At 36.8% G+C, this 18,144-nt stretch carries 17 protein-coding genes; 15 read left to right on the top strand and 2 right to left on the bottom strand.

All coding sequences use genetic code 11. The features are described 5' to 3' along the window. Window positions 1-95 precede the first annotated feature (95 nt). The 13 genes from JOC86_RS19385 to JOC86_RS19325 all read left to right on the top strand — a co-directional run bounded on the left by JOC86_RS19385 (window position 96) and on the right by JOC86_RS19325 (window position 13,384). Entirely contained in the window at window positions 96-473 is a 378-nt protein-coding gene (locus tag JOC86_RS19385; RefSeq protein ID WP_239587710.1) for an ArsR/SmtB family transcription factor, read from the top strand. 21 nt (window positions 474-494) lie between these two features. Then, a complete protein-coding gene (locus tag JOC86_RS19380; protein WP_205174585.1) occupies window positions 495-995 on the top strand; it encodes an SRPBCC family protein in 501 nt (166 codons plus the stop codon). A 94-nt stretch (window positions 996-1,089) separates the two neighbouring features. Further along, entirely contained in the window at window positions 1,090-1,485 is a 396-nt protein-coding gene (locus JOC86_RS19375; RefSeq protein ID WP_205174584.1) for a VOC family protein, read from the top strand. Window positions 1,486-1,598: 113 nt separating this feature from the next. Then, window positions 1,599-2,507 carry a vanadium-dependent haloperoxidase gene (locus JOC86_RS19370; RefSeq protein WP_419096113.1) on the top strand — a complete coding sequence of 303 codons (909 nt, stop codon included), beginning with the start codon at window positions 1,599-1,601 and terminating at the stop codon, window positions 2,505-2,507. A gap of 573 nt (window positions 2,508-3,080) precedes the next feature. Then, window positions 3,081-4,532, top strand: coding sequence for a sensor histidine kinase (locus tag JOC86_RS19365; protein ID WP_205174722.1), 1,452 nt, complete (start codon window positions 3,081-3,083; stop codon window positions 4,530-4,532). Next, window positions 4,529-5,215 carry a response regulator gene (locus JOC86_RS19360; RefSeq protein WP_205174582.1) on the top strand — a complete coding sequence of 229 codons (687 nt, stop codon included), beginning with the start codon at window positions 4,529-4,531 and terminating at the stop codon, window positions 5,213-5,215. The genes JOC86_RS19365 and JOC86_RS19360 overlap by 4 nt, the downstream gene beginning before the upstream one ends. Window positions 5,216-5,610: 395 nt before the next feature. Then, window positions 5,611-6,315 (top strand): ankyrin repeat domain-containing protein, encoded by a 705-nt coding sequence (locus tag JOC86_RS19355; RefSeq protein ID WP_205174581.1) that lies wholly within the window; start codon window positions 5,611-5,613, stop codon window positions 6,313-6,315. A 98-nt stretch (window positions 6,316-6,413) separates the two neighbouring features. Next, window positions 6,414-7,382, top strand: a complete 969-nt coding sequence (locus JOC86_RS19350) for a DUF4822 domain-containing protein (protein ID WP_205174580.1) — start codon at window positions 6,414-6,416, stop codon at window positions 7,380-7,382. 448 nt (window positions 7,383-7,830) lie between these two features. Then, the gene (locus JOC86_RS19345) at window positions 7,831-8,046 is read left to right on the top strand and encodes a hypothetical protein (protein ID WP_205174579.1); all 216 of its coding nucleotides are present in this window, start codon (window positions 7,831-7,833) and stop codon (window positions 8,044-8,046) included. 1 nt (window position 8,047) lies between these two features. Next, window positions 8,048-9,550: a sodium:solute symporter family protein gene (locus JOC86_RS19340; protein ID WP_205174578.1), complete on the top strand. Its 1,503-nt coding sequence runs from the start codon at window positions 8,048-8,050 to the stop codon at window positions 9,548-9,550. 33 nt (window positions 9,551-9,583) lie between these two features. Further along, entirely contained in the window at window positions 9,584-11,224 is a 1,641-nt protein-coding gene (locus tag JOC86_RS19335) for an amidohydrolase (RefSeq protein WP_205174577.1), read from the top strand. Continuing rightward, on the top strand, window positions 11,221-12,237 hold the full coding sequence (locus tag JOC86_RS19330) for a C45 family autoproteolytic acyltransferase/hydrolase (protein WP_205174576.1): 1,017 nt from the start codon (window positions 11,221-11,223) through the stop codon (window positions 12,235-12,237). Before JOC86_RS19335 ends, JOC86_RS19330 begins: the two co-directional genes overlap by 4 nt. Window positions 12,238-12,943: 706 nt before the next feature. Next, window positions 12,944-13,384, top strand: a complete 441-nt coding sequence (locus JOC86_RS19325; protein ID WP_239587709.1) for an NUDIX hydrolase — start codon at window positions 12,944-12,946, stop codon at window positions 13,382-13,384. A gap of 764 nt (window positions 13,385-14,148) precedes the next feature. Here the strand turns inward: JOC86_RS19325 and JOC86_RS19320 are convergent. Both JOC86_RS19320 and JOC86_RS19315 read right to left on the bottom strand, forming a co-directional pair. Further along, window positions 14,149-15,351 (bottom strand): MFS transporter, encoded by a 1,203-nt coding sequence (locus JOC86_RS19320; protein WP_205174575.1) that lies wholly within the window; start codon window positions 15,349-15,351, stop codon window positions 14,149-14,151. Between the two features lie 26 nt (window positions 15,352-15,377). Continuing rightward, on the bottom strand, window positions 15,378-15,959 hold the full coding sequence (locus tag JOC86_RS19315) for a TetR/AcrR family transcriptional regulator (protein WP_205174574.1): 582 nt from the start codon (window positions 15,957-15,959) through the stop codon (window positions 15,378-15,380). Between the two features lie 703 nt (window positions 15,960-16,662). On the opposite strand from JOC86_RS19315, the gene JOC86_RS19310 reads away from it, so the two are divergent. After that, window positions 16,663-17,397 carry an urease accessory protein UreH domain-containing protein gene (locus JOC86_RS19310; RefSeq protein WP_205174573.1) on the top strand — a complete coding sequence of 245 codons (735 nt, stop codon included), beginning with the start codon at window positions 16,663-16,665 and terminating at the stop codon, window positions 17,395-17,397. Window positions 17,398-17,419: 22 nt separating this feature from the next. After that, on the top strand, window positions 17,420-18,127 hold the full coding sequence (locus JOC86_RS19305; protein WP_205174572.1) for a response regulator transcription factor: 708 nt from the start codon (window positions 17,420-17,422) through the stop codon (window positions 18,125-18,127). The last annotated feature ends 17 nt before the right edge of the window (window positions 18,128-18,144 follow it).

Raw genomic sequence — 18,144 nt, 5'->3', positions numbered from 1 at the left:
TAAATATTGTCTAGTCAGCAGTCATTCTACTAGAGGAATACGTTCTGCAATCAAGCAATTTCTAAGAGAACCAATGCTTTTATTTAACTAAATAGTTGAATATAATTGCGAAATCCGATATATTTAACCATATGGTTAACCATAACAAAGATAATTTAAATGATATTTTTCATGCTTTAGCTGATTCAACAAGAAGAGAAATGGTTCATATGATGGCGCAAAAAGAAAGAACAGTTTCTGAATTAGCAGTCCCTTTTGATATGACTTTGGCGGCTATTTCAAAGCATATAAAGGTTCTGGAGCGAGCAAATTTAATCGAAAGGAGTGTAAAGGGAAGAACTCACATATGTCGCTTAAATACTGAATCATTATCTCAAGCTACTGAATGGCTGCGTTTTTATGAGAAGTTTTGGAGTAATCGTTTTGATCTTCTTGAGAAGGAGTTATTGAAAGCCAAAAAGAAAGAACATTAAATTACATAAAGGAGCTATTAGATGGAAAACTGTTCAACCACGATTTTAAACATGACAAGAAATTTTGATGTCGCACCTGAAAGAGTTTTTGATGCATGGCTGAACCCCGAGATGATGAGAAAATGGCTATTTACATTGGAAGGGACCAATAAGGTGGCGCAAAATAATCCTCAAGTAGGGGGCACTTGGGAAATTATTGATCATCGAGATGGAAAAGATTATCGAGCGATCGGGGAGTATCTTGAAATTGATCCTCCAACAAAATTAGTGTTTACTTTTGAAATGCCGCAGTTTAGCGAAACAGTGGATACGATTACAGTTGAGCTAAAAGAACTTCAACAAGGCTGTGAAATGACATTTACACAAAACATCATCGTTCCTCATGAAGAAAATTGGACACAATCCGATATCGAAAAAGCTCTTGGAGAATATCACGAGGGATCTGAACATGGTTGGAATTTAATGTTCATGGGACTTAAGGAATTAGTGGAAACAGGAAAAATTAGCTATAAAGGATCATAATCGAATGAGGTAGTGTCAGCCATTTTGGTATAGGCAGTGGGGCATCTAAGCTTAATTTTGATTGAGGAATGATTGAAAAGAGGAGTTGGTTATATTGAAAAAGATTACACCATTTTTAATGTTCCAAGGAAATGCGGAAGAAGCCATGAATTATTACACTTCTTTAATTGAGGATTCAGAAATAACTTATATTTCCCGTTATGGAGCAAATGGACCAGGGGAAGAGGGGAGTGTTTTGCAAGCCACCTTTTCATTAAAGGGTCAGGAATTTATGTGCATTGATAGCAATATTCAGCATGAATTTACGTTTACCCCTTCGTTTTCCTTGTTTATCACATGTGAATCAGAAGAAGAAATTAATCGGCTTTATGAGAATTTAACAGATGGCGGTGGAGAACTAATGCCGTTAGATCATTATGGATTTAGTAAAAAATTTGGCTGGCTCGTTGATAAGTTCGGTGTCTCTTGGCAACTTACTCTCCCGAATTAAATGATGATGGTGATAAAAACTTAATTGATTGAGTTTCTTTCGTTCATTGATCTGTACAGTAGCCTATTCACATTTTTGATTCTTTCATAGTATGGAGAATACAAAAATGGAGGGTGAAAACCTTGAGAGAAAACTTTTTACGCTGGACAGAGATACCTTATGCAGGGGAAGGGACACCGCCTACAGATCCGGTTACCCCTGAAGCCGGATTATGGTCAACCATTTATTTAAAACGTGACAAACAAGGAAATTACCTTGACTCAGCTGGAAGAAAGCTCCGATTCCCTATAAAACATCCCAGCTTTATCGATTTTGAAAAAGAATTACAAGTTGTTCAACATACATTAAAGAAACTTACCCCTTATGAAAAAGAGATTGCGATTTATTATGGTACTGGAGTTCCTACCAAACAGTGGACGCCTGTGATTGATCGCTTAATTGATACGTATGATGTATCTCCAGCTTATGCAGCACGGATCTTAGCTGCTGTGCAGTCTGCTATTAATGACACGATGATCGTCGTATGGGATTTGAAATATGAATGGGATGTTGCACGACCTAATCAATATGATCAAACGATGGAAACATTTATTTGTACACCGCGTTTTCCAACCTATCCATCCGGTCATGCCACCATGTCAGGTTGTGCAGAAGTCGTGCTAAGCTATTTCTTCCCAAAAGAGGCAAAAAAGCTTCGGAAAATAGCTGAAGATGATGCGGTTAGCCGCTTATATGGAGGCGTTCATTTTCCATCTGATAATAACGAAGGGCTCAAACTAGGACGATATATCGGCAATGTCATTGTTAAATACCTGCAAACACAAAATAATCATGAAAACAGTCCCATTGATCATCCATATAGAGAATTCAGAAATGCAAATCTTTATCCGGACAACTTCCAGCAATTTATTCCGTTCGAATTCCCGAAAACATGTACATCATTTGTGATGGATACGGAATTCAGAAGTGAATGTAAAACGAACAATATTCATGCTCCTAAACCGATAATATATTTAAAGTAAGATAGGGAAAGTATTCTACTGAAGAAGAATCCATTTTGATCAATCTTTTTTCAAAATGGTTTCTTTTTATTGGTCTTAAATGTTTGAGTTATTATAGATCAAACGGGGGAAAGTACTAGTTATAGCTTGATGATAACAGGTCTTACTAAGTCGTTTATTGGAAAATGTTTAAGAATTTTTTATCTATTTTTTAGAAATTATTAAGATTTGTATGATATGGTTTTTTTAATTTCTTAGAAAAAGGTTCTTTACGGCGAGATTGTTGTTTTTGGGGAATAAACATTTGACCGTTCCTTTCCGCTATAGGTACTTGCTTTCCGCGGGGAGGAAGTCGAGCCTCCTCGACGTTCCGTCTGCGGGGTCTCGACTTTTCCTCTGCATCCCGAAGGAGTCAAATGCCTTCCGCACCAATCCACTCTGCATTTTCCATGTTGTTAAAAGCAACAAACTCTAGAAAAGAACCTAGAAAAAAATGATCTTATTAAATCTGGATAGTGTGGTTTACAAAAGGATCTTGCATGATAAGAATAAGGAATGATCTTGTGAAAATTTATAACAGAGTGAGTGAAAGAGATGTCAATTAAAATGAGGTTTCTATTGTCTTATGTTGGGGTGATCCTTTTTTCTATCACTTTATTATTGGCAGCTGGTTTTTTAATTATGTTTGCCATAACAGGCGATGTAAAATCAATAGAACATCTTTATAAAAAAACGTATGTACAAAAACCTTTGACAACAGAAGAAGAAAGTGTGTTTCTCGATTTGAAGCTTTTTGCTAAAAAAAATCCTGAACAGCTTCTTAATGAAAAGGAACTCAAAAGCATTGAGCAAGAGGACATCGGGATTGTTGTAAGAAAGGGTACAAAAGTTGAGTATGCTTCCCCTGCTCTTGACAAACATGCATTGGTTAAATCCCTCCCCGGATTTGAAGAAACAAACATCAATACGAGAGATACGATTAAAATTAACGACCTGTTTTTTACTTATGTGAAATTTGATTTTTATTTTCCGGATAAAAGTAAAGGCAGCATTTTCGTATTAAGAAAGGCAAGTTCCTATACTGAGCTTATTCGAGAGTTGTTTCCAATTTTATCTGGACTTTTGCTGTTTCTTTTTATCATGATTATTGGGATGTTGAATTATTTAGTTTCAAGGAGCATTATCAAGCCTATCTCAATTCTTAGAAAAGGGGCAGAGAGAATACAATCAGGTGATCTAAATTTTAAAATCAAAGCTACTTCAAAGGATGAAATCGGACAATTAAATAGAGCGTTTGAGGATATGAGAATAAAATTAAAAGAATCCGTAAATCTCCAGATTCAGTATGAGGAAAATCGAAAAGAACTTCTATCTAATATTTCGCATGATTTGAAGACTCCTATTACTTCTATTATTGGATATGTTGAGGGGATAAAAGATGGTGTAGCTAATACGCCGCAGAAGATGGACAAGTACTTATCAACTGTGGACCAAAAAGCAAGATATATGGATTCATTGATAGATGAACTGTTCTTATTTTCCAAGCTGGATCTAAAAAAAGAGCCCTTTACTTTTGAAACCGTTGAACTGGATAACTATATGCAGGATTACGTAGAAAACCTTCATCTTGATTTACTTCAACATGGGATCCAGATTGACCTTCATCTTATGGACAAACCGATACATGTAATAGCAGATAGGGAGAAATTAAAGCGCGTCATGACCAACCTTATTAGCAATTGTTTAAAATATATGAATAAGGATCAAAAGATCATTACCATTTCTCTATATGAAGGAATGAATGACGTCACTGTACAAGTAACGGATAATGGAAAAGGGATAGAGCCTGCTGCCTTACCTTACATTTTTGATCGTTTTTACCGGGCGGAACAATCTAGAAATTCTCAGACAGGCGGAAGTGGCTTAGGACTTGCGATTACAAAACAAATCATTCAAGAGCATGGAGGGGATATTTGGGCCGCAAGTAAGATAGGAAAAGGGACAAGTATCTTCTTTTCCTTAAAGAAGAAAGGGGATGTACTGTGAAAAAGATACTCCTTATTGAAGACGATGTTAGTATTTCAGAACTGCAGCGAGATTATCTTGAAATTAATCAGTTTCATGTCGATATTCAGCATACCGGTGATGCAGGACTCCAACTGGCTCTTCAAAACCATTATGATTTAATTGTTTTGGACATCATGCTCCCAGGAGTAAATGGGTTTGAAATATGTAAACAAATCCGCGCTGTTAAAAATATTCCGATTTTGTTTGTATCCGCTAAAAAGGAGGATATCGATAAAATTCGAGGTTTCGGTTTAGGGGCAGACGATTATATTACCAAACCTTTTAGTCCAAGTGAGCTGGTTGCTAGGGTGAAAGCACATTTAGAGCGTTATGAACGTTTAGCAGGAAATCAAGCAAAATCAACTACCATTTTCGTTCATGGAATTTCGATTAATAGGTCAGCACGCAAAGTTCATATTAACGAAGAAGAAATCCCGTTCACAACAAAAGAATTCGATTTGTTAGTGTTTCTTGTGATGCACCCAAATCAAGTATTAAGCAAAGAACAGCTTTATGAAAATATTTGGGGGTTAGAATCGGCAGCAGATGTTTCAACGGTGACCGTTCATATCAGAAAAGTACGAGGGAAAATTGAAAGAGATCCTGCCCATCCGAAATTCTTGGAAACTATTTGGGGAGCAGGATACCGATTTAATGTTTAAATGAAATACCGTCACAAAGGTGGCGGTTTTTTTATAAATATTAAGAAATTTTATGGGAAAGTTTATCTTTTTTTAAGAATTTATTTAGAGGCAGTTTAAGATTAAGAACTAACATAATGGATGTGGTAACAAAGTTCAATGAAAAATTTATGAAGGAGGAACTATTCTCATGGGTTCTAGAAACAGTAAGGGGTGAACTACTTTATAAAGCAAAAAAATAACTATTGCTACCATTACGAATATTGAATTGAAACAAATAATCCAACTAATCAAGTGTGTTCTAATGTAAAGCGAATTTCTTTCAAGCTGTAGGATTTTAGTCAGCAGCGAACCTTACCCTATATGTTGAGCAGAAATCGATAGGCTGACATAAATGAGATAGGCTGGTGAATTTCATGTGTAAGTGGCTAATAGTCGTTGGATGTATTTTCATTCTTCAGGGGTGTGTCTCAGATAAAGATGGAGATCTAAATAAACAGGAGAAAGAGATAAAGGTGGAACTAGATATGAATGAACAACTGATTCAAGCTGCTGGACAGAAGGAAACGGATACAATAAAAAGATTGATTGAGGAAGGTGTCGATATTAATACACAGGACTCAAAAGGGCGAACGGCCACAATGATTGCGACTTATAACAATGATGTAGAGACTGCAAAAATCCTAATTGACGCTGGTGCAGACGTAAACATCCAGGATGACATGGAAAATAACCCCTTCTTGTATGCTGGTGCAGAAGGTTATATAGATATCCTAAAACTTACGATTGAAGCAGGTGCCGACCCTTCGATAACGAACCGGTATGGAGGAACTGCTTTAATCCCTGCTTCGGAACATGGATATGTGGAGGTCATCAAGGAGCTTCTCACCAAAACGGATATTGATGTAAATCATGTAAATAATCTGGGTTGGACTGCATTAATGGAAGCTATCGTGTTGAATAATGGAGGGGAAAAACAACAGCTAGCCATACAATGGCTGATTCATCATGGGGCAGATGTGAACATTTCAGATAATAATAATGTGACTCCTTTACAACATGCACGTGAGCAGGGGTTTAAAGAGATTGAACAAATTTTGTTAAAAGCAGGAGCAAAATAGACAGATTGTATAGGATTCTAATCAAACCGTACCACTACTTTAAATAATAGACAAGAATGTAAAATACTCTAAAATCATAAAATGAGGAGAAGATAAAAATGAACAAAAAAGCAAAAACAATACCATCAATACTGCTAGGGTTTACATTAGTATTAACAGGGTGCAGTGCTGGTGCTGACGCAAAAGAATATCAAAGTAAACAGAAGCAAGAACAAACTGTAAAAGAGACTAAAAAAGAAAATAAGTTAACCAAAGGACAGGAAATGGCTAACATTCTTAGTAGCACAAATTGGCAAGGCACAAGAGTGTATGACAAAAGAAATAATGACTTAACAAAAGAGAATGCAAACTTCATTGGTCTTGCGAAATATGATGTGAAGTCAGGAAGATATGAATTTTTTGATGCGAAGACAGGTGAAAGTCGTGGCGATAACGGAACATTCTTTATCACCAATGATGGGAAGAAGAGAATATTAATTTCAGAATCAATGAATTATCAAGCTGTTGTTGACATGACAAAACTAAATAAAGATGTTTTTACGTATAAAAGAATGGGAAAAGATGCTAATGGCAACGATGTAGAGGTGTTTGTTGAACATGTTCCATATAAAGAAAAAGAGCTGTCATTTACTGATCCGGACAAGCAGTTGAACACTACTACAGGAGATATTGTTAAAGACGTTGATGGAGATAAAATTTTAGGTAGTACCCTTTGGCACGGTACAAAGGTAATAGATGAAGACGGCAATGATGTAACAAAGTATAATTCAATGTTTATAAGTCTGGCAAAATTTGATGACAAGACGAATAAATATGAGTTTTTCAATGGTGAAACAGGCGAAAGCCGGGGTGATTATGGATACTTCGATATTGTACACGATAATAAAATAAGAGCCCATGTTTCAATTGGAAATAATAAGTATGGTGCTGCTCTTGAACTGACCGAACTTAATAATAATAAATTTACGTATAAAAGAACTGGTAAAGACAAAGATGGCAAGGACATAACTATATTCGTTGAACATGAACCATATAAAGGTGATCTGAAACCAAAATATAGTTTCTAAAAAAATCAAATAAGGTTGACATGTCTTCAAGGAAGGGAATCGCTTTCTGTAGCTTTGAAATAAAGTTACTCCGTATTGAAAAAAATTGAACCATATAATGCAAAGCTTAATCAAAAATCCTGTACTCAGTGCAGGATTTTTCTTATTAAGTAATCGAGCGTTTTAATTGAATAATGATATCGAAAGGATGAGCATGGGAATCCCAATTTGTGTATCTTTCCCTTCTCTATTTGAATGACAGCTTGTTTACAAAGTGTCCAATTATTATCTTGTTAGCGTTGCAAAATGTATCATGAAAAGCGAACCGAATGAATATAAACTGAATAGTAATAATATTCGTAATTATTTGAGGTTGTGTTCAATTTCTAATCTGGTGAAATCTCGAAATAAACTCTCGAATTTTTTGGACAGAAAAGATGGAAAGTTTTTTATTTTAGGAGGGAGATAATTGAAAGCGACACTGCGTTTACCAAAAACTAAATTAGGGTGGATTTTTTTAAGTTTGATCATTGTTAATGTCCTGCTTGGTTCCTGGCCTGTTATTGTTCTATTTAATTCCGATATGCTCATTTTAGGACTTCCGGTGATTATTTTTTGGTCCTATGTCATTGTTTTTACGACAACCTCCATCATGTGGCTAGCTAGCAGAATGGGGGTCCATTAATATGAGTGGCTCTATCATTCCTTTAATCATTACTGTCTTGTATATGGTTATTGCCGTTTGGCTTGGCGTAGGTGCCGGTAAAGGAAGAAAAATGGACTCTGTAGAAGAATGGGGAGTAGCTGGAAGAAGTATTGGTCCGATTGTGATGTATTTACTTGTTGGTGCAGGCGGAGTTAGTGCCTATACGTTTATGGGGGCACCAGGCTGGGCTTACACGAAAGGTGTTCCCGTGTTATATGTTGTGGTTTATTTAACATTTATGGCGATTATGGCTTGGTATTTCGGCCCTAAAGTATGGATGTTGGGTAAGAAATACAATCATGTGACACAAGCATCTGCGATATCAGACAGATATGAGAGTAAGAGCTTGGGGGCACTTGCTTCTTTTGTTACCTCAATCGGTGTTTTAGCCTACGCTGTATTACAAACGACAGGTGCCGCTTACATATTAAACGTCATGAGTTTTGGAAAAATCCCTGTTTGGCTGGGGTGCATTTTATCCTTAGGGATTATCTCGATTTATTTGTTCCGTAGTGGTTTAAGAGCAATAGGAATCACCAACGCTTTCCAAGGAGCTCTCATGTTTGCTGTCTCTTGGGCTTTTGGAATCTGGGCGACAAAGCAATTCACTGGTGATTGGTGGTTTACGTCTGTATTTGAGCGAGTAAGAGAGGATGCACCACAATTTTTGACATTACCTGGGGCATTGGGGGATATGAGCTTTCAATTTTGGACAACTTCGATTCTCATTTCAATGTTTTCGATTTGGCAGACCCACTGGATTTCATGGATGGGAGCAAAGTCAGAGGACGCTATTCGTAAAGCGACCATGATGTTGCCCACTTTTTATATCGTTTGTTTACCGATGATTGTCGTTGGATTTATTGGGATTTTCACCTATGCAGACTTAGCTAATCCAGATGCCGTTGCGATTCAAATGGCGGTGGATAATATGCCTGTTCTGATTGCGGGATTACTGGGAGCAGGTACTCTAGCGGCGGCGATGTCGTCGAGTGAGCCGTGTATCCATGCGACAGCGCTAAGCTATAGTAAAGATATTTTACAGCCATTGTTTAAATTGAACGATCAAACAACTGGCAAGCTAACACGCCGATTGATTTTCCCGATTATGGGGCTGATCATTGCCCCCATTTCGATTATGCAGCCGGCAAGTTTAGTCTATATCCTATTAATCGGCTACGGTTTTATCGGCCAATCCTTTCCCGCTGTTATCGGCATGTTTTTATGGCCAAGAGCGACAAAGCATGGTACGTTTTGGGGCTTGCTTACCGGTTTCATTGTAACGCTTGTGTTTTCCGTTTGGATTCCGCATCCGTTAGGGATTCATGCAGGTATCTGGGGACTTATGATTAACATTCCTACATTCGTTGTCGTCTCCCTACTTACACAGCCAACCTCCAGATCAACGATTGAACGCTTTTTCCCAGATATGGTGGATGAATTATATGAAGAATCAACAGAGCCCACAACCAAAGCCCTGTAGCCTAATTAAATATTTTGATAAGGAGAGGTACAAATGAAAGCAGATTTCATTTTTATTAACGGAGAAGTCATCACGGTTAATGCTAAAAATACTATTACTGAAGCGGTTGCTATAAAAGGAAATAAGATTATCGCTGTCGGAACGAATGAAGAAATAAAGCAATGGTCATCAAGTGCAACCAATGTTATCGATTTGCAAGGGAAGTCGCTATTACCAGGATTTATTGAATCACACGCCCATATTACAATGTATGGAACCAATCAATTGGCCGTTTCATGTAAGGATCCTGAAAATAACAGTATTTCAAAGATATTGACAGCCTTAAAAGAAAAAGCAGAGGCTGCACCGAAAGGCGAATGGGTAAGGGCATGGGGCTTCAATAATGAAACGATAGCTGAAAAGCGATACCCGACCCTCGAAGAATTAGATTCTGTATCAAGTGACCATCCCATCATCATCACTCGAACGTGTGGACATATATCTGCAGTAAACAGCTATGCCTTAAAAATCTTCAACATTGATGAAAATACACCTGATCCAGAAGGTGGGAAGATTGGACGGGCTGAACATGGGACGCCAAATGGATTATTAATAGAAAGCGCCCATATGAATACGTTAGGGCTTGCTTCCTATTCAGAAAAAGAATTTGATCAAGCACATGAGATTGCTTCCAAACATTTTTTAGAGAAAGGCATCACTAGTATTCATGATGCTGGTGGAGTAAGTGCAGCCAATATGCGTTCCCTGCAATCAGCTGTAAAAAAAGATCTATTAAAACAACGTGTTTACGTTATCTACTGTGCTTTGAATGAAAGTGTTCCCTATGCAAAGGATGTATTGAAAACGGGAATTGTGACAGGTTTAGGAGATGAAAAGTATAAAATTGGCCCTGTTAAAGTATTCTTAGATGGCAGTAGTACAGGTCCAACAATAGCAACCCGAAAGCCATATACGAGTGATCAGGAGAATTACGGAATCAAATACTTATCTCAAGAAGAGTTAGACGAATTATTTCTTGAAGCACATAAAATGGGATGGCAAATTACGGCTCATGCACAAGGGGATGCCGCCATTGAGATGCTGTTAAATACTTATGAAAAAGCCAATAAACTTCATCCACGAAAAGATCATCGCCACCGTATTGAACATGCCGATGTTGCAATGCCTGATCTCATTGAAAGAATGAAGGAATTGGAGGTCATTCCAATTCCAAACCCAGCATTTCTATATGAATTTGGAGATATCTATTTACATCACTATGGAGAGAGAGTCAATCATATGTATCCGCTAAATGATTATTTACAGAATGGAATTAAGGCCGCTATCGGCTCTGACTCTCCTGTAACCGATTTTTCGCCAATGCGGGGACTTTATGAAGCGGTTCATAGAAAATCGCAGTCTAACCAAGATGCAGGGATCCATCAGCGTGTCCCTATTCTTGAAGCAATTCGTATGTATACTATAAACGGGGCCTATGCTTCATTTGAAGAAGACTTCAAAGGGAGTATTGAACCTGGAAAAGTTGCAGACCTTATTGTCCTTGACCGTTCGATCCTAAATACGGAAAGAAAAGAGATTTTAGATATTGAAGTGCTAATGACGATGATCGATGGGAAAAGGGTTTATGAAACCGAACAGCTTTCTGAACTAGTTTCTGGTGGTATCTATAATTGAAGAAGCTAAAACTCCAAGGCTCTGCCTATCATATTGGCGTTCAGCACGGAAGGCAAGGGAAAGAAGAGGTTCACCAAAGTCTAGAAACCTATGAAAAGCTATTCTATGGTTATAGCCGTCTATCTTGGAAGGAAGCGAATCATAAGGCCCTTCTGCATCTTCCTTCCATTGAAAAATTCCGCCCTGAATATATCGACGAAATGGAGGGAATCGCCGAAGGGGCAGGTGTCTCATTTGCCGACATTTTAACCTTAAATGCACGCAGTGAAATTGCGCTGACAAATGCAAATGACGGTTGTTCCGCCCTAGCCATTCAAGCTGAAACTACATGGCTTGCCCAGAATTGGGATTGGACAAAAGAACAGCAAAACAGCCTTTTATCAATCGAAATGACCCAAGCGGATAAACCGAGGATTCAAATGGTGACAGAAGGTGGGATTATTGGAAAAATAGGCTGTAATTCTGAAGGAATAGGGGTCTGCTTAAATGCCCTTAAAACGAAAACATGGGCACCAAAAATCCCGATTCATATTGGATTGAGAGCAATATTGGAGTCTAATACCTTCGATGAAGCACTTGATACGGTCATACCAGATCAAATCGCATCACCAGCCCACTTTTTAGTCGCTTCTAAAGATGGGAATGCAATCGGATTAGAAGTGTCACCCCGTGGGACAAGTAGAATTGAACCTAAGGATGGTGCCGTTGTTCATACAAACCATATATGTTCAGCTCACCTTCAAACTAACGTTCCAGATTATCCTATTCAGGATTCATTTCAACGGCTTGATACATTAATGACACAAATAGATGAACATAATCAACCAGTCACTGTCGAAACGATTAAACAATGGCTTTCTGACCATACACATTACCCAAACTCCATTTGCCGTCATAAAGATCCGACACAACTAAAGCATGAACAAATGGAAACCGTGTTTAGTATTATAATGAACTTAGGTGAAGGGAATGTGACGATTATTCCCGGTAAGCCTTGTGAAGATCATAGGTAAATGAATGTAAAAGCTGAAGAGTAGTATCGTCCATAAAGAGATGTTGGGATACTTTTAGGGAATAAGAGATAGCAGAAAAAGGTCTTATCGAATCGATGAGGCCCTTTTCAGATTTATGGGATAGGAATATTTGAGATTGAAACTCTCCTAGTGGAGAAGTAATTATTATTTTGATAACTATATAATTGAGATAAAGCACAGTCTTTATGTACAGCTTTTCTTTTATAGAATCGGGTCTTAAAATAGGGTCAGAAATTAAATAAGCATCTATTGTCTTTTCTATTATTCTTTTACGAATATGCTTACATTTAAGTTCTTGGGTTATTTCACAGTCTTTAACATCCGATAAGGCCAAAATAAAAAAGAAACATGATTAAATTATGAAACATTGAATTGCCTCATACGTATAAAGAGGTAAAGGTTTTATAGGTGGTGGCAGTTGTGAGTATTGGTGCCTGGATTGGAATTGCTGTGGCGGTTGCGGTTGCATTAGGTTTTTTTGATTCATCGACGAAGAAAAAGAAAAAATAAGGCTTTTGTGGTAAAAGCGAAATGCCAAAGCATAGTGTTCAATTTGTAAAGAATCTCAGAAAATGATTACATAAAGCAGAAAGAAAGAAACTAGTAATTTTAGTTGGACATTCTTTCAGTAGTATTCCTGTTAAAATAATAATATACCAATCAACCATTGAATGGGGGAAGTTTATTGATATCAAATAAACAAAGTACACAAGATGTTTATACGCCGCCAAAACATATTATTTCAGCAGCGACTATTGTACTTAATGAACAAAGGGAAATTTTATTAATCAAAGGTCCACGGAGAGGCTGGGAAATGCCTGGGGGGCAAGTTGAAGAAGGAGAATCGCTGAAAGAAGCTGCAATTAGGGAAACTAGAGAAGAATCTGGAATAGATATTGAAGTATTAAAATTTTGTGGAGTGTTTCAAAATGTAAGTAGTTCAATTTGTAACACGTTGTTTCTAGCTAAACCAGTCGGAGGTAAATTGACAACTTCTCCAGAGAGTTTGGAAGTGGGGTTCTTCCCAATCGAGGAAGCTTTAGAAATGGTGACTTGGAAAAATTTCAGACAGAGAATAGAATGTTGTTTGAATGAAGAAACGCAACCATTTTATATAGATTTTTGACCATAGTTTATATATTTAGAGGGGGCATATCTTCTAGAAAGAGAAGTCCTCTTGAAGAAGTAGAGTCATAAATTCGATTTAAGTCAGTTCATCTATTTATCAAGGATCAGTGTGAGTTCTAGTGGATGAAAATTGGACAAGTAAAGCTAGTATAACGCCAATAGTTGAATATGCGTATGTAAGGATAGACATCGATAATAATATTGCGGAAGTAAACAGAGTGGATTATAAACAGAATACAGTAATGAGGTTTTATTTTGACATTGATAAGAACGTGATAATGAAAACAGGTACCTTAGAGCTTTACAAAATGAGGATACAATTAACTCAATAAAAAAAATATCAAGCAATTCATTGAATAAAGAATATCAAATCCATAGTAATCTCATTATCTACTCTAGTTATAAGACTCAGTTCATGTTTTGAATAGTGGTAATGCACAACTTTTTGGTTTTGTGCACGAAAATTTTGGGAAATTGCACAAGAATCTGATTTTATGCATGAAAATGATTAAGAAATCCACGAGATGTAAAATTTATGCACAAGTTAATATGTAGTGGGACAAAATCAAAAAGGAACCTAAACAAGTTCTTCTGAAAAGACTGGTAAAAAAAAGGATGACCTAAATCAAGGAGTGAGAAACCATAAGATAGTATCTATGGTTCCTCACTCCTTTTTGGTCATTGTTCAAATATAAGAATCCATATGGATAACAGGAAGAATTTGTGTCCTGATTATGCCGAAGTCGCCCGCGCTTTTTTAAATTATTTCGCTAAGCTTTCTCCCAATTGCTTTTCCTTCCACATAACTGTAATACTAAGGCCAATAACCATAATAATAGCAGCGAAAAGATAAGGATAGTGGATGTTTATGTCAAATAGTATTCCGCCCATCGCTGGACCGACGATATTTCCTAAGCTTGTATAGGTTGAGTTCATTCCAGCAACAAATCCTTGCTCTTTCCCGGCAGCTTTGGATAAAAATGTGGTCAATGCCGGACGAAGCAAGTCGAATGCGAGGAAGATGAAGCAAGTTACCGCCAGCACTGCCAAAAAGCTAGTAATCGCAGTGGACGCCACCGCTAATACAGCACCTGCAATTAAACATAATTGGATCAGTTTCTTTTCACCAAGTATATCTACTATTTTACCAAACATAAATACTTGTACAACAACCCCGAAGATGGAGCTTATTGTAATAATGGCTGCAATGTTTTGCGGGGTGAATCCGAATTTGTGATCAGAAAATAGGCTGAAAATAGTTTCATATGCTGATAGACCGAAAGCGAGTACAAATACAATGATAAATGCAATAAAGTAAAGCGGATTAAGTGATCTTTTGAAATCACTAATAAAGTTTGTTTGCTTTGTATTAGCAGAAATCTCTGCAAGCTGTTCCTTTGTTAGTGGCTCTTTTAGAATAAATATTGATGAAATGCATGCTAAAAAGGCAATGGCAGCCGCAACGTAGAAGGGCATGCGTACACCGTATTCTGCAATAAAGCCACCGATGCCAGGTCCTATTATAAAGCCAGTGCTGATGGCGGCAGAAAGATAGCCCATCGCTTTTGACCGTTCCTTAACGGATGTAATATCTGCAACATATGCAGTGACACCTGGCATTATAAAAGCGGCACTAATTCCCCCTAGAATCCTTGATAAATATAGCACCGATACATTCTTACCTAAACCAAAGATAAGTTCTGAAACACCAAAAAGGAATAAGCCGATTATGATGATTTTCTTTCTGCCGTAACGGTCAACAAAGCGTCCTGCGAGTGGAGACATAATAAGCTGTGCCACTGCAAATACGGCAACAAGATAACCCATCGTTTTTCCTGATAAATGCATGATATTCATAAAAGACGGCATAACGGGGATAATGAGACCAATTCCTAGAAATGCAATGAATATATTGCTTAGAAGAATGATTAATACTGACTTTTGTTCTTTTATTGTTTTCTTCATGAATCAGTACCTCTTTTCTATATGAATCAATGATGTGAAATCCCTCTCCAAAATACTGTCCAAGAGGCTTCTAATTTCTCCTTCAGCCGTTTTTCATCATTGCCGTATACAAGCTCCAGCAGAATGGAATCGACTACTCCTAAGAAGGCGAGGGTCGGTGTTTTTGCTGAATCTTCGATGATTGCTTTCGCATCGATCCAGTTCTGAAACTTACTCTCAAGCATCGCCTGCACCTTTTCCTCGATATCAATTACTTCCTTTTCGATTGCTTGTGTAAGATGAGCTGGCGGAAAAAAAGACATACGCAGCCAAAACTTTAACTGCTCATTTTTTTGGAAAAGATCAATGATCAATTGTAGAAAACCATATAAATCTTTATTAGGATTTTGGGAATCAATTTTACTGAAATATTGGATTTTTGAAGAGAGCTCAGTCTCTTTTGCATCACGTAAAACTTGCAGAAAAAGATCATCCTTTCCTTTAAAGTGAGCATAAATGGATTGCTTTTTCATGCCGACTTCTTCCGCTATTAGAGAAAGGGATGCTCCTTCATAACCATGAATCGTGAAATATTTTAGAGCTGCGTCCTTAATTTCATTGCTTTTCATACTATCACCTCAAGAATTTAACGAACGTTCGTTAGTTATAGTAGCAAATGAAATAAGTATAAGCAAGTGGAAAATATCTTTTGATAGATAAGGAAATAACTCAAATGAACTCCATTCACGGTATTCCATGAACGAACTGTGGAAGAGGTGGAATTTTGAAATCATTGGCATTAAGTATAATGCAGTTAAACGGAGAAAACAGAGGTTCAAAGAAGTGTGATTTCTTAGGGTTTTACGCTTTTATTTATTGTGGTCAACTAATTAATAAAAAACTATGAGGGAATTACCTTCTCTCTTTTCGTCTTGCCTTATAATTTTTTCCTTCAATCACATTCCAACTGAAATGTAACCCATAGTTCCTTAAGTTAATGACTATCCATTATATATGGGCTTTATTCTTTTAATTTCTCCTTCTGCTAAAGAACACTACATAATTTATACTAAAGTTTGATCAAAATCCTGCATTGATAGGCAGGATTATTTGTTCCGCAATCGGGCCAGATTGTTGAATAAGGAAACCAGAAAATTAGCATCTGCTCTTCTCACGATATAGTAGTCAAATAAAACGTAAGATCACTTTATAAGTGGTCTTTTACTTTTATCTGAAATTCCAAATCTTAACTGCATAAAAATTCTAATCTTCAATATTTCTTCAATTTTTAGTGATAATCTTAAAAGGATTAATAATTAATAGGTGATAAGATTGTATGATATTTTTAGTCAGCTAAGTACTTGGTTAATGGAGCCTTTCTTTAATCTTTTATATGGACTGGAGTCACTGCCAGTTTTTTACGCATTAATTTTGGGAATCGTCGGTGCCTTAGCTCCGTGTCAATTTACTGGTAATATCAGTGCTATGCTTTTATACGGTAATCAATCCATCCAAAAAAGGATTAGTTGGCAAAATGCAATAAGTTTTATTTTAGGGAAGATAGTTGCATTTTCACTATTAGGACTTTTAGTGTGGGTTTTGGGAAGAGAAGTGCAACAAGAGTTAACCTACTATTTTCCTTGGCTTCGTAAAGTGATCGGTCCAGTTTTAGTCATAGTTGGAGTTTTCATGTTAGGATTAATCCGAATAAGTGGGAGTATAAATATTATTACAGTTCCTGGAAGTTTGGTGGGTAATGGACTATTAGGTTCTTTTCTATTAGGGTTAAGTTTTTCATTAGCTTTTTGCCCAACTATGTTTGTATTGTTTTTTGTTAGCTTAATGCCGGTAGCATTTTCAACTTCAATTGGTTTTATTATACCAACCATTTTTGCTATTGGAACAGCTCTTCCCTTAATTATTGTGTTGCTTATTATATGGTATTTAGGGTTTAGTGGCGTGTTAATAAAAAGAGGCAGAAAGATAGGGAACATTGTTCAACGAACGACAGGAGTTTTAATGATTATAATGGGGATTCTAGATACTATAACTTATTGGTCATTATGATTAGTGAAAAGGCATGGTGTTTATGAGTAATAAGAAAACAATTCTAATTGTTGATGATGAATGGAATATGAGGAATTTGCTTAAAATTCATCTCTCAAAGAATTTTAACGTTATAGAAGCAACCGATGGGTATGAGGCATTATCTAAAATGGTTTCTGAGGTGGACTTGGTTATTTTGGATGTGATGATGCCAGATATGAGTGGATGGGAAGTGTGTGAAAAAGTCAGAAGGACTAGTGATGTTCCCATAATTATGCTCACTGCAAGAGGGGAGATAACTGACAAAGTTCAGGGATTTGGCGTGGGGGCTGACGATTACTTAGTAAAACCGTTTAATATTGAAGAACTAATTTTACGAGTTAACGCACTCATACGGAGGTCCTCAAAAAGTTTCGAGAAAGAAACTCCCACAGGCAAGGAATTTGTTTATCAAGACCTAACGATAGAGTTTGAATCAAGAATAATTAGAGCTAATCATTCTACGGTTGATCTCACCCCCAAAGAGTACGACTTATTGCTATTTTTTATATCGAATTCTAATAAAGTATTTTCGCGAGATCAACTCCTTGATCAAATTTGGGGGATAAATGAAGTGTTAGATTATCGAACTATTGATACACATATTAAAAATATACGAGAAAAGTTAAAAAAATCTAAGTTATCGTTTAATCCAATCAAAACAGTATGGGGTGTAGGATATAAATTTGAGTATGATAAGGAATTATTATGAAGTTAAATAGTATTGTA

The organism is Rossellomorea pakistanensis (genome assembly GCF_016908495.1).
In the GTDB taxonomy this organism is placed as follows: Bacteria; Bacillota; Bacilli; order Bacillales; family Bacillaceae_B; genus Rossellomorea; species Rossellomorea pakistanensis.
Note: the sequence above shows the minus strand (reverse complement) of the source record. Positions and strands in the feature narration are given on the sequence as shown.